Genomic DNA, 12,267 nt, shown 5'->3' with positions numbered 1-12,267 from the left:
GGTCCCGCCAATCTTCGCGTGGTGCGCTCGTCGCGGGACAGATGTCTGGCAAGCCGGTGTCGTGATCACCGCACTGCCGATGGTCGGCAGGTTGGGGCGGTCGACGTGACTGGTGACGACACCTGTGCAGGTCCGAGGCACAGGCAATCATTGATCGTGGTCGAGGCAACGTACGCGGTCGGGCCTGGTCGGCAAGGAGCCGCCACAGTCAGCGTCGGTGGTCAGGTCACGCCCTCCCCCAGCGCACCGCCGGCACCAGCGGCCCTCCGAGCAGCGTGGTCACGACGATCCGAGCGCCACCGTGACAACCGGTGGTAGCCGCGGGAGCCGTCGCCGACGTGATCGCCCGTGAAACGAGAAGGAGTTAGTGATGGAGAAGTTGTCGTTGACCGCGATCGCCGATGGGCTGCTGAGCCATGAACTCGGCGCGTCGAGTCGCTTGGGCATGCGCATCGTTGATGGTGGACGTCTGCGTCCGCTCCGCCAGACCGTGATCGCGTTGACCCGTGGCGAAGAGTTGGACGAGCACGAATATCGCGCCAATGCGACCGTGCAGGTGCTGCGCGGTCGGGTACGGGTCACTGTCGGCGATGACACAACGGACGGCTTCCCCGGAGAATTGCTGGTTGTGCCCGGAACATGGCACACGGTGATCGCGCTGGACGACACGGTCGTGCTGCTCACCGCGGCTGAACCCACGCCGTCGATCGCGGCTGACGAAGCGAATACCGATCGGGCCGCTTCCTGTCAGCGTCGGAGCAGGAGTCAACGCTGGCCTGTGAACACACGTCTGCGCTGACCAAGACGACGCATCGTTGGGAACGTGCGGCCGTACAGGTCGGTCGCGGCCGTTGACGTCGATGATGGCCAGACCCATGGTGTCGCTGCGGCCCGCCGATACCCGCAGTGGCTACGCCCCGCGGCTACTTGGCACTCGGCCACGTACTCAACGGTGGCCGGTGCCCACGGTTTCCCGCACCGAGGTTTCCCGCGGTGGACTCGCGCCGCCTCGGAGGCCAGCCACGAGTCGACCGCTAGCTGGGCCTCGGCCGGCACATCCTCAGGCTTCCGTCTCCGCGGGTGCGATCTCCGTGACACCTCCCATAAAGAGGAGTCTGGGATTCTCTTTATCGGTAGGGTTGCGATGTGCGGCTCAACAGATCCACAGACATCAGTCTTCGCATCCTCATGCTCGGTGCGGCGTGCGACGACCGGCTCACCATCGACGAGCTGGCCGAGGCACTCGTGGTCCCTCGGCATCACTTGGCCAAGGTGGTGCAGCGGCTGCAACACCTGGGCTTGCTGGAGACCGTCCGCGGCCGCAGCGGCGGCGTCCGCCTCGCCGCCACCGCGCACAGCACCTCCATCGGTGGCCTGGTGCGTGAGCTCGAGGGCGAGACCGAAGTCGCCGACTGTGAAGGCGAGCGGGCCTGCCCGCTGAGCCAGGCCTGCCGGCTGCGCGGAGCGCTGCGCCACGCCCAGGAGGCGTTTTACGCCACCCTCGACCCGATCACCGTCGCTGACCTGAGCGCACCGCCTGCCCGGCAGGTGCTGCTCAGCCTCGGCCGCCGGTAACCGTCCCACTGCTCGCCTGGAGGAACCATGCTGTCTACCACCAGTGTCCCAGTCATCGAGGCCACCCTGCCGATCGTCGGCAGGCACCTCGACCAGATCTCCGGAATCTTCTACGACACGATGCTCGGCGAGAACCCGGAGCTGCTCAATCTGTTCAGCCGCAGCGCGCAGGCCACGGGTGAGCAGAAGAGCGCCTTGGCCGGCGCGGTGGCCGCGTTCGCCACGCACCTCGTCGGAGCGGGACCGGACGCCGTGGTCTTCGACCACCTCGTCGAACGCATCGCGCAGCGGCACTGTGCGCTGGGCATTCGCCCGGAGCAGTACACCACGGTCGGTCGCTACCTGATGGGCGCCGTCGGCGCCGTCCTCGGCGACGCGGTCACCCCGGCGGTCGCCGCCGCCTGGGACGAGGTCTACTGGCTTTTCGCCGCCCGGCTGATCGGTCGCGAGGCACGCCTCTACGCCGAGGCCGGAGTCGACGGCGCCAACCCGTGGCGCGAGTACGTGGTAGCGAAGAAAATCGCCGAAGCGCACGACACGGTGTCGTTCATCCTGACCCCCGCCGACGGGCGGCCGACTCCCGCCTTCCTGCCGGGCCAGTACGTGACGGTCGCCGCCGACCTGCCGGACGGCAGCCGCCAGCTGCGGCAGTACTCCCTCTCCCAGGCAGCCACCGGCGGCACCCTGCGGATCACCATCCGCCGGGTACGCGGCAGCGGAGGCACCCCGGACGGCGTGGTCTCCAACTTCCTGCACGACGGGGTGAGGGCCGGCTCCCGGCTCCGGCTGAGCCACCCGTACGGCGACCTGACGCTGCGCGACAGCACCGCGCCGCTGGTCCTGGTAAGCGCTGGGGTGGGCATCACCCCGATGGCCGCGATCCTGGATCATGTGGCCCGCACCCAGCCGACCCGCGAAGTCACCACCGTGCACGCCGACCGCAATCCCGAACGACACCCGCTTCGACAGGACATGCACAGCCACGGCTCCCGGCTGACATCCTTCACCGCGGTCGTCTGGTATGAGGAAGCGAGCGACGCCCCGGGTGCGAACCAGGGCTTCATCGACACCGACAGCATCCCGCTCGACCCCGGCGCCGACGTCTACCTGTGCGGCCCGGTGCCATTCATGCAAGCGGTGCGCGCCGGGTTACACCGCCGTGGGGTGAACGACGAACAGATCCGCTACGAAGTCTTCGGCTCGGAACAGTGGCGGTCCACCCCGATCCCCGCAACCGTCTGATCAACACTTACTGATAGACGCTGCCGCCGGAGCTGATCGGCATGGTTGACGCATCCGGGGCGGGACGAACCTCGTCGGAGGTTGTGTCCCACGCCGGAGCTGCCATGCTTGGCCTTGACCTGTCAATCCGCGTCGCGGTCCGAGGGGACCACCATCACCGGGCACGGCGCATGATCGATCAGGCTACGCGACGTTGATCCCATCACCAGTCCACGGAAGCCGCCCAGGCCGCGCGAACCGACAACGAGCAGACTGGCCGAAGTTCGACGGCTGAGAGTCATCAATGAGCCATTTTCATCCTGCGTAGCGGTTCGCTTCGGTGTGGTGCAGGACGAGGATGGCCTGCACGATCGGGGTGGCGCGGCGTGGGCAGCAGCGCAGCTTGGTCAGAATCTTCCAGGTCTTGAGGGTGGCGATGGCGCGTTCGCCGCGAGCGCGGATTCTCGCGTGCGCCCGGTTCACTGCCTTCTGCCGGCGTGACAGCTTCGGCCGGAAGCGGCGCCGCTTGAACGGTGTGCGCACGCTGCCGCGGGCGCCCTGGTATCCCTTGTCGGCGAAGGTCATCACATCCACGCTGGTCAGCGCGTCGATGATGCCGTGGATGCGGGCGGCGGTGAGGTCGTGCGCCGAGCCGGGCAGTGCCGGTGAGACCCACACGAGCCGACCGGCGGCGTCGGCGATGACCTGCACGTTCACGCCATGGCGCTTGTGTTTTGGCCAGGTCCTCGGCGACCGCGGCGAGCAGCACGATTGCTTCCTGTACGTAGCGCCAGGCGGTGGCGATGCCGACCTCGAACCCGGCGGCGAGCCGGGTGTAGGTGTCGCCGTTGCGCAGGTGGGCCAAGGCAAGCAGCGCGGGATCGTCGAGGGGTAGGACAGCACAGGCGAGGCTCCCGGTCGGGGCATCGGATCTTGGTCGACTGCTGTCTTACCTGGAGCCTCGCCCTCATCGATCTCCGGGCTCGCTACACCCGCCCTAAGCTGCAAGATCAGCTTGGAAAGGGCTCAGGGGATCACCGAAGCCGGTTCCACCGCGTCGTGGACGGCCGTCGGCACGTCCTACGCGACCCACGGCGAACCGATGATCCCGCTGTACATCTTCTACTCGATGTTCGGGTTTCAGCGCACCGGCGACGGCCTCTGGGCGGCCGCCGACCAGATGACCCGCGGCTTCCTGCTCGGCGCCACCGCCGGCCGGACCACGCTCAACGGTGAGGGCCTGCAACACCAGGACGGCCAGTCGCTGCTGATCGCCTCCACCAACCCGGCCTGCCTGGCCTACGACGCGGCCTACGCGTACGAACTCGGCCACATCGTCCGAGACGCTGCGCCGCCACTTCCGTATCGATGGTCCTTCAATCGCTCTACGCGTGATCCAGGAGCTGACGGCGAGTGGAGCAGTGGAATCAGACACGCTCCGCAAGGCATCCGCAACCTTCGGCCCAATCCCCGACGACGACGCGGTATGAGCTCGCGGTTCTTCGCGCGACTGGCAACGCCTTCTCAACAGTACGGACCGCGATTGGGCAGCTGGCATGGTGGACGTGTCGGTACGCGGAGACGCCCAGAACCGTTCCCGCGCGCACCTCGGGTCCGCGGCGCTGGAACTGGTCAAGGTCACGGCGCAACTGTCAGCCGACGTACTACTGCTCACCTGCTGAAAGGCAGAGGAAGGCGTACCCCATGCAGTCGACCCATCTCGACACGCCAGTACGTCACCAAGTGCCTGGAGCACATCGCGATGGGCGACATCTACCAGGTGCAGATCGGCCACGAGTTGCGGGTCGAGAACGACGTGCCGCCCGGGTGACCGGTCCTCGTGAGTGCCGTGCCTTCGCCGATTCACCCAAGGGCGAAGTCGGCGAAGGTCAGTTGGTCGACGGCCCGCGCAGGGCCTGACCGTCCCGACCACGAGCGATCCGGCTGCCGTCCGGGGGTCAGTCCTCGTCGTCCTTTTTCTTGTCGCGGTTCATGGCCAGGTCGAGCGCGAGGACGCTGCCGATGATGAGCAGCGGGTCGACGCCGGCGCTGACCTGCACGGCGTAGGTGTCCCGGATTGTCAGCCACCGCTTGGACACCGTGGCCACCTCGGTGCCGTCGCGTTCGATGACGTACTCGTGGTTGAGCAGGTCACCCTTCATATCCAGGTCGTCGGGCCCGGGCACGTCGATTGTGAACTTGTCGCGGAACGGCGTGAGCAGCCTCTTGCGGACCTCTGCGGCCTTCTCGCCGCCGATCCGGATCTCGTACGTGGGACGCAGCGCCACCAGGTGCCGGTGCAGCGTGGCGACCTCATGCCCGGCGGCATCCTCGATGACGACCTTGTTGCGGACGCTGAGCACCTTGCCGTCGACGTGGAAGACCTTGGTGCCGTGCTCGTCGAGCACGTCGAAGTCGTCGCCGATTGAGAAGAATCGCTCCCTGATGACAAACATGATTCGATTCTCCCCCACCGAGCACCGACCTGCCGGCCGCGCTGCGGCGGCTTCGGCCGGTGCGTCACGACGATCACCTGGTCATCCTGGTGGTCCCCGGTGCGACCGTCGGTGAGCCCCGGTTGACCTCCGCGGGCTGCCTGGCCACGATCATCTTTACCACCTCGTACGCCGGCAGACCGCACCGAAGCGCCTACCCGTAAGCCCGGCATGCGACGCTCAAGCTCCGCGACCAACGGGCCACGCCGCGTGGCCCCCGGACACCACCGCCACAGCCGCACAATTACCGACATGACCGCACGACACCCCCGATCCCACACCCCTTGTGCCCGGAGGAACGTAGACAATGGACCACGCAACCCAGCTCATCCAGGAGCGGAGTGCCCCGCCGGCCACGCTGGTGATCTTCGGTGCCTCTGGTGACCTGACCCGGCGTAAGCTGCTGCCCGCTATCGAGAGCCTGGCTCGGCACGAGCGGCTCCCGGACCAGTTCGCGGTGGTCGGCGTCGCGCGCACGTCGATGACCGACGAGCAGTTCGCCGAGAGCGCCCTGGGCGACCGCACTCTCGCCAGCAGGCGCCAACTCCAAAGTGGCGTGCGGTACGTGGCCGGCGGCTACGACGACCCGGAAACCTACAAGCGGCTCGTGGAGACCCTCGACGAGTTGGACGCACAGCGGGGCACGTCCGGCAACCGGCTCTTCTACCTGTCCACCCCGGCCGGGGCCTTCGAGCCGGTGATCAACGGACTGGCCGGTGTCGGGCTCAACCAGCCACGCGAAGGCTCCTTCTCCCGCCTGGTCATCGAGAAGCCGTACGGGCGCGACCTGGCCACGGCCCGCGAGCTCGACGGCGTCGTGCACAGCGCGTTCGACGAGCACCAGGTCTTTCGCATCGATCACTATCTGGGCAAGGACACCGTCCAGAACGTGCTGGCGCTGCGCTTCGCGAACTCGATCTTCCAGCCCATCTGGGATCGCTCCTGGGTCGACCACGTGCAGATCACCGTCGCCGAGACCCTCGGCGTCGGCAGCCGCGGCGGCTTCTACGAAGACGCCGGCGCGATGCGGGACATCGTGCAGAACCACGTACTCCAGGTCCTCGCGCTGGCACTGATGGAGCCACCGGCCTCATTCGAGGCTGAGGGCCTGCGCAACGAGAAGGTGAAGCTGCTGCAGGCGATCCGGCTCCCCACCGACCGGGACATCGCCGAGGCCGCGGTCCGGGGACAGTACACCCGGGGCGGCACCCGCGAGGAGCTGATGGCCGGCTACCGCGAGGAGACCGGCGTCGACCCCCTGTCGCGGACCGAGACCTACGCCGCCATGCGGCTCAACGTGGACAACTGGCGCTGGGCCGGGGTGCCGTTCTACGTACGCACCGGCAAACGCCTGCCGGCCCGGCTCACCGAGGTGGCACTGCAGTTCCAGCGACCGCCGCACCTGCCGATCCCGACCGACCAGCTCACCGGCCTCGATGCTGACGCGCTGATCCTGCGAATCCAGCCGAACGAGGGCATCTCGCTGCGCTTCGGTGCCAAAGTGCCGGGCCACTCCTTCCGGGTCCGCACCGCCACGATGGAGTTCTCCTACGACCAGACGTTCGCCGAGGAGTCCCCGGAGGCGTACGAGCGTCTGCTCCTGGACGCGCTGATCGGTGACGCGTCGCTGTTCATCCGCAGCGACGAGGTGCAACAGTGCTGGCGGATCGTCGACCCGATCATCGACAACTGGAAGCAGGACAACTCGCCGATTCCCACCTACGAGGCCGCCTCCTGGGGCCCGACCGACGCCGACCGGCTCATCGGCCGGCACGGCCGCACGTGGCGCAACTCCGCGTGACCCCGCCAGACTGGGTCCGGTCGATGCACGTAGCTCGATCGGTAGACGGGCATGGATCGAGTGCGGCGGTACCCGTCTGACCTGACCGACGCCGAGTGGGGCACTAAAGTATGGAATGCACGAAGAACTCCGGCTCGCACCTACCGGCACAGATGGCACGGACGGCACCGTCGAGCAGCGGCTGATCGCGTTGCTCGACGAGGGAGGCGCCGACTACCGTTCCCTCGATCACCGGCCGGAGGGGCGCACCACCGAAGTCAGCGCCTTGCGGGGCCACCCCGCAGGGCAGGCGGCCAAGTGCATAGTCGTGCGCCTCAAGATCACCAAGAAGGAGTCCCGGTACGTCCTGGCGGTCGTGCCCGGGGACCAGCGCCTGAACCTCGACCGGCTGAAGGAGCAGTACCAGGCGCGGCACGCCATGTTCGCCGATGCGGCGACGGCCGAGCGGTTGACCGGGTCGGCAAGCGGCACCATCGTGCCCTTCGCCTTCGGTCCGGAGCTGGACCTGATCGTCGATCTCGGGCTGCTGGAGCACGAGAAGATTTTCTTCAACGCGGGCTCGCTGGAACGCTCCGTCGGCCTGCGGACCGCCGATTACGTCCGACTGGCGCAGCCTTCGGTGCACGCCATCGCCGAGCCGGAGCCCGAGGTACACCGGACCGGCGAGCCGCCCTGGTAGAGGGCGGCGGCCTACGGCAGACGCCGCGCCGTGAGGACCGGAACGGCGTCGTCGGTTCCGCGGACCGGCACGGTGGCTTCGGACGACGTGGCTTCGGACGACGACGGCCGCGGTAGGCGCACCGCACCGACCGCGACCCCGGAGATGACCAGCACGCTGGCCAGGATCGTGACGGCGGTAAGGGGCTCACCCTGGAAGACGGCCGCGGCGCCCAGACCGAACACCGGTATCAGCAACGCGTAGGGGGCCACCGCTGTGGCTCCGTGGATCCGGATCAGGTATCCCCAGATCGCGTAACCTAGCAGCGTCGCCACCCAGGCCACGTACACGGCGGCGACCACACCGGACACCGACAGCGAGCGCAGCGCGGCGAGGTCTTCCTGAACGCCCTCGAAGACGGCCGAAAGGATCAGCAACGGAAGGGGAGGAACCACGCTCACCCAGACCATGAACCGGAACATGTCCGGCGGGTTGGCCTTGCGGGTCGCGATGTTCGCCAGTCCCCAGCAGGCGGCAGCAGCCAGCACCAACAGGAACCCGGCGACCGGCGTCGTCCCACCGAGCCGCGTGCCCACCAGGACGATCCCGGCCATGGCGACGCCCAGGCCGGCCAACTGCACCACCCTGGGCCGCTCGCGCAGCAGCAAAGTGGCGAGAACAATGGTGAACGCCGCCTGACTCTGCAACACCAGGGAAGCAAGTCCGGCCGGCATGCCGACGTGCATCCCGATAAAGAGGAAACTGAACTTCAGCACGCCGAGCACTATTCCGACGACGAGAACCCACCGCCAGGCGACCCGTGGCGAACCGACGAAGAAAACCGCCGGTATCGCGGCGAGGATAAAACGCAGAGCGGAGAAGAGCAGCGGCGGGAAGTCTTGCAGGCCCACATCGATGACAACGAAGTTCACGCCCCAGACCGCCGCGACGAAAACGACCAGCCCGACATGAGTCGGCTTCATCGCGATCTCCTCACCGCCCAACCTCCTACCCGGCACGCGCCACCGGACCCGACCCATGATGTCTCATCCGGCGTCGCCGCCAAGGACCCGAAGGCTGACACTTTCTAATGGGAGTTCGTTAGCATGGCTTCATTACACGATCTGGGCCGGCTGCGTGCGCTGCACGCCGTGGCGACCTTCGGTTCCATCAGCGGGGCCGCGTCGGCGCTCGGCTACACACCGTCCGCCGTGTCACAGCAGATCGCCAAGCTGGAGCGGGAGGCCGGTGCCCCCCTTCTCGACCGCGAGGGACGCCGGGTGGCGCTGACCCCCGCTGGGCAGATCCTCGCGCAGACGGCGGGGGAGGTGCTGGCGGCCCTGGAGCGGGCGGAGACCCGACTGAAACTCCAGCACGGAACGCCGACTGGCCGCCTCGCGCTCGCCGCCTTCCCGACGGCCTGCCGAGGACTCCTGCCGGACGTGCTGGTGCAGCTGACCCGCCGGCACCCCGGCCTGGACCTCCGCGTGTCGGAGGTGGACCCGCTCCGCGGCGTCGACCTGGTGGCCGAGGGAGAGGTGGACGTCGCCGTCGTACACGACTGGCACAACACCCCGCTGGTCGTCCCCGACGGCTTGCGGTGCACCCCGTTGGGCGACGACGTCGCCGACGTGCTCCTGCCGGCCGGGCATCCACTGGCAGGCCGGGACGAGGTTTCCGCCGATGATCTGGTCGCCGAGCGGTGGATCAGCCAGCGGCCCGGATCGATGTGTCACGCGTGGCTGCTGCGAACTTTCGCCGAGCGGGGCCGGCAGCCCGACATCACCTGCCAGGTGGACGAGTACCAGTCCCAGGTGTCGTTGGTGGCCGCCGGGCTGGGCGTCGCGTTGCTGCCCCGGCTGGGCCGTGTGCGCCTGCCGTCGGAGGTCGTGACACTGCCGCTGCGGCCAACCAGCTCCCGGCAGATCATGGCCGCGTGGCGGGCGAGCACCAGCGACCGGCCGGCGATCACCGCCGCCCTCGACGCGTTGCACGAAGCATCCGCTGCTTGGACCGTCCACTTCGATTCCCCGAATGTCGCGATGTCCTCACGACGTTCGACGACTGGCTGACCAGGAGCCTTTCGGCCATTTCCGATAGGTCGAAGTGATGCGCTTGGGCGGGGCCAGGTTCAAACTCCGAGATTGCGACTTGACCACCTGGCACTCCCTCCCCCATTGTAGGGATCGAACGGGTTGTCGGACGGGGGCGCAATTGAGGTTCAATCACAAGGCCGCTCCATGGTGGGCCGCCGATGTCATTGCCGATGCTAAACGAAGTCTCATCCGATAGCTGTTCGGCTTCTCATTTCCCGGGTCCGGTCGTGACGGACGACGACAATCACCCGATGCCAGAAACACCGTAAAGGCACGCCATATCCGTACGCCCGGGCAATTTCACCGAACCGGCTGCCCGAACCGGCGTCGCTCAACCGCAACGTCGTCCTCGTCGCCTACGGCGGCGGCAAGGACAGCTCGTACACCCTCGCCTTCGTCCGGGCGATGCAGCTCGTCCTCGCCGAGATCTACGGCAGCACCTTCCGGATGCTGAGCGGGCCATCACCACCGACGTCCGCACCGATCTTCAGTTCTTCTCCATCTACGACGACACGGCATACGCCTCCGGGGACCACTGGGATCTGCTGACGGAGTTCCTCGGCTTCGTCTTCGACGACGTCGCCTTCAGCTTCACCGAGTCCGACTGCGGCAACCCGGCGCTCATGGCGCACCTGCGGGCACTGAAGACCGAGCGACGCCACGGCCGGACGTACGCCGAGGGCCTGGCCGAGTACGTCGACTTCGCTCTGGGCCTGATGCGCCAGAAGGAGTTCCCCGACCGCCTCATCACGGTGATGCGGGAGCGCTACTCCGGTGCGGCAGCCGTGGCCCGGATGCGCTCGGCGATGCAGGCGTACGCGATGGAGGCGTACGGCCTGACCGACGAGCAGCTCGTCGCCATGGTGTACGCGCCGTTCACGGAGAAGGGCCTGCACCTGGACCGCTACCTGAGCAATGAGCAGCCGGATCTGGTGAGCGCAACCGAGACCATCCACGAACTGCTCGCCGAGGACGTGGCGCCGCCGGCCGGGGACGTGGCGGCCCTCGCCGACCGGCTCCAGCGCGTCGCCGGACTCACCCTCGCGCAGCTGCGGTTGCTCTATCACAGCTCGCTGCGGCTGCCGTCCACCACGCCGGTCAAGGGCGAGCTGATCGACGCGATCCTGGAGGGCGACCCGCACAAGAAGGTCGTCCTCAGCCTGTAATCGCGCCGGGGACCAGCCACCCCGGCAGGACAAGCTTGAGCACCGACGGGAGTTCGCAGCGGTCGGGCAGCGCCACCACCCTGCCCGCGCGGTACGGCAGGCCGAATCCGGCCACCGGCCGGATGTGCTCCTCTCCGACGAAGCCCAGCTGCTCCGGCTTCATGCCGGCGGCGAGGCCGAGGCACAGCTTGTCGGGCAGGAGACCGGTCGCCGCACCCGCATTGGTCATGGTGAAGTGCCCGCCGGCGCGCGCGGCGATCTCGTTGAGCTGGAGTCTGCCGTCCACGTCGCCCCACACCTCGGCGTGGAACGAGGACGTCCGGACGTTGGGCAGGGCCGCCACGACCGCCTCGACGATTTCCACCAGGCCACGCCCGACGGCCGAAGCCGGGTCGAGCATGACGGAACCGAAGGAGCCGACGTGCTCGCCCACAGCGCGCCCGGTCCCGAAGCCGTAGTACTGCGACGGGATGAGGTAGAGGAACTCGCCGTCGTGGCGCACTCCGTCGACGTGGTACATCACCGAACCCGCCATCGGCTCGACGACGCTGTGCGCGGGCACATCGGCGGAGAGCCGGCCGAAACAGTCCGACGCTGCCTGCCGCGCGCCTGATTCGTCGTAGACGAAAGCCGCGGTCTCGCCGGCCCAGGCGGACCGGGACTTGAGGACGAGAGGATATCCCAGCTCGTCGACGGCATTCCAGAAGTCGACCGCGTCGTCGACGCGGTACGAGGGCCAGACGTCGAGACCGGCGGCGGCGACCCGCCGCTTCATCTCCAGCTTGTCGCGGTACGCCCGTGCGCTCTCGACGTTCTGGCCCTCGATACCGAATTTCTCGCGAATACGCGCGGCTCGTACGACGTCCCCCTCTCGCGGGGCGAACAGGAGGTCGTACGAGGAGTTCCGGAGCAGTTCCATGACCCGTCGCTCGACGGCCCCGGGGGTGTAGTAGTCGGGCACCTCCTCGAGGAGTTCGACCTCCTCCGGAACCCCACCCGCCAACCTGTCCCGCACACCCTCCCTGGTCAGCACGGTCAGGCTGAGGTCGCCGTGTCGTCGGGCGACATCGGCGTAGTCAGCGATCATGGCGGCATTGACGTCCAACGACAGGGCGCATTCCAGGACGAGGACCCGCACCGGGCTTCCTCCAAGACGATGGCGGGATGGCTGCGCGGCCGGCACGCCGAGCAGCGCTCCTCATCCCAGCACGCCCGGACAGCGACCAGTAGTGACGTTTTCTTGGGGCAGACATAA

The 12,267-nt window shown here is 67.9% G+C and carries 11 protein-coding genes and 2 pseudogenes; 8 read left to right on the top strand and 5 right to left on the bottom strand.

From position 1 onward, the window contains the following. The first annotated feature begins 370 nt into the window (after positions 1 to 370). The 3 genes from OG505_RS05140 (at position 371) to OG505_RS05130 (ending at position 2,817) form a co-directional block, all read left to right on the top strand. Entirely contained in the window at positions 371 to 799 is a 429-nt protein-coding gene (locus OG505_RS05140; RefSeq protein ID WP_405431355.1) for a LuxR family transcriptional regulator, read from the top strand. 347 nt (positions 800 to 1,146) lie between these two features. Then, complete coding sequence (locus OG505_RS05135; protein ID WP_405431353.1) at positions 1,147 to 1,575, top strand: RrF2 family transcriptional regulator; 429 nt, start codon at positions 1,147 to 1,149, stop codon at positions 1,573 to 1,575. 27 nt (positions 1,576 to 1,602) lie between these two features. Beyond that, positions 1,603 to 2,817, top strand: a complete 1,215-nt coding sequence (locus tag OG505_RS05130; protein WP_405431352.1) for a globin domain-containing protein — start codon at positions 1,603 to 1,605, stop codon at positions 2,815 to 2,817. 122 nt (positions 2,818 to 2,939) lie between these two features. Here OG505_RS05130 and OG505_RS05125 read toward each other — a convergent pair whose 3' ends face one another. Both OG505_RS05125 and OG505_RS05120 read right to left on the bottom strand, forming a co-directional pair. Continuing rightward, on the bottom strand, positions 2,940 to 3,098 hold the full coding sequence (locus OG505_RS05125) for a universal stress protein (protein ID WP_405431351.1): 159 nt from the start codon (positions 3,096 to 3,098) through the stop codon (positions 2,940 to 2,942). A gap of 13 nt (positions 3,099 to 3,111) precedes the next feature. Then, positions 3,112 to 3,673: pseudogene (locus OG505_RS05120) on the bottom strand (transposase family protein); the annotation flags it as partial. A gap of 150 nt (positions 3,674 to 3,823) precedes the next feature. Between OG505_RS05120 and OG505_RS05115 the strand changes: the two are divergent. Then, positions 3,824 to 4,141: pseudogene (locus tag OG505_RS05115) on the top strand (pyruvate dehydrogenase (acetyl-transferring), homodimeric type); the annotation flags it as partial. A gap of 613 nt (positions 4,142 to 4,754) precedes the next feature. Here the strand turns inward: OG505_RS05115 and OG505_RS05110 are convergent. Further along, a complete protein-coding gene (locus tag OG505_RS05110; RefSeq protein WP_405431349.1) occupies positions 4,755 to 5,252 on the bottom strand; it encodes an LURP-one-related/scramblase family protein in 498 nt (165 codons plus the stop codon). A gap of 346 nt (positions 5,253 to 5,598) precedes the next feature. On the opposite strand from OG505_RS05110, the gene zwf reads away from it, so the two are divergent. Further along, a complete protein-coding gene (gene zwf / locus OG505_RS05105; protein ID WP_405431348.1) occupies positions 5,599 to 7,092 on the top strand; it encodes a glucose-6-phosphate dehydrogenase in 1,494 nt (497 codons plus the stop codon). Between the two features lie 115 nt (positions 7,093 to 7,207). After that, positions 7,208 to 7,771, top strand: coding sequence for a YbaK/EbsC family protein (locus OG505_RS05100; RefSeq protein WP_405431346.1), 564 nt, complete (start codon positions 7,208 to 7,210; stop codon positions 7,769 to 7,771). Between the two features lie 11 nt (positions 7,772 to 7,782). Here OG505_RS05100 and OG505_RS05095 read toward each other — a convergent pair whose 3' ends face one another. Next, positions 7,783 to 8,754, bottom strand: coding sequence for an EamA family transporter (locus tag OG505_RS05095; RefSeq protein ID WP_405431345.1), 972 nt, complete (start codon positions 8,752 to 8,754; stop codon positions 7,783 to 7,785). A 102-nt stretch (positions 8,755 to 8,856) separates the two neighbouring features. Here OG505_RS05095 and OG505_RS05090 point away from each other — a divergent pair, with 102 nt between their 5' ends. Both OG505_RS05090 and OG505_RS05085 read left to right on the top strand, forming a co-directional pair. Then, a complete protein-coding gene (locus tag OG505_RS05090; protein ID WP_405431343.1) occupies positions 8,857 to 9,822 on the top strand; it encodes a LysR family transcriptional regulator in 966 nt (321 codons plus the stop codon). A gap of 647 nt (positions 9,823 to 10,469) precedes the next feature. After that, positions 10,470 to 11,012: a hypothetical protein gene (locus tag OG505_RS05085; protein WP_405431342.1), complete on the top strand. Its 543-nt coding sequence runs from the start codon at positions 10,470 to 10,472 to the stop codon at positions 11,010 to 11,012. On the opposite strand, the gene OG505_RS05080 is transcribed toward OG505_RS05085, so the two are convergent. Next, entirely contained in the window at positions 11,002 to 12,150 is a 1,149-nt protein-coding gene (locus OG505_RS05080) for an acetyl-CoA carboxylase biotin carboxylase subunit family protein (RefSeq protein WP_405431340.1), read from the bottom strand. The two genes, OG505_RS05085 and OG505_RS05080, sit on opposite strands and share 11 nt — an antisense overlap. Positions 12,151 to 12,267 lie beyond the last annotated feature (117 nt).

The sequence above is a fragment of the Micromonospora sp. NBC_00617 genome, from assembly GCF_045161355.1.
Lineage (GTDB): Bacteria > Actinomycetota > Actinomycetes > Mycobacteriales > Micromonosporaceae > Micromonospora.
This window is presented reverse-complemented; position numbering and strand designations above follow the sequence as displayed.

Excerpts from the sequence above, each read along its gene's own strand:
- OG505_RS05140 (WP_405431355.1), top strand. The coding sequence starts at position 371 with ATGGAGAAGTTGTCGTTGACCGCGATCGCCGATGGGCTGCTGAGCCAT.
- OG505_RS05130 (WP_405431352.1), top strand. The coding sequence starts at position 1,603 with ATGCTGTCTACCACCAGTGTCCCAGTCATCGAGGCCACCCTGCCGATC.
- OG505_RS05125 (WP_405431351.1), bottom strand. The coding sequence starts at position 3,098 with ATGACTCTCAGCCGTCGAACTTCGGCCAGTCTGCTCGTTGTCGGTTCG.
- OG505_RS05110 (WP_405431349.1), bottom strand. The coding sequence starts at position 5,252 with ATGTTTGTCATCAGGGAGCGATTCTTCTCAATCGGCGACGACTTCGAC.
- zwf (WP_405431348.1), top strand. The coding sequence starts at position 5,599 with ATGGACCACGCAACCCAGCTCATCCAGGAGCGGAGTGCCCCGCCGGCC.
- OG505_RS05100 (WP_405431346.1), top strand. The coding sequence starts at position 7,208 with ATGCACGAAGAACTCCGGCTCGCACCTACCGGCACAGATGGCACGGAC.
- OG505_RS05090 (WP_405431343.1), top strand. The coding sequence starts at position 8,857 with ATGGCTTCATTACACGATCTGGGCCGGCTGCGTGCGCTGCACGCCGTG.
- OG505_RS05085 (WP_405431342.1), top strand. The coding sequence starts at position 10,470 with ATGGCGCACCTGCGGGCACTGAAGACCGAGCGACGCCACGGCCGGACG.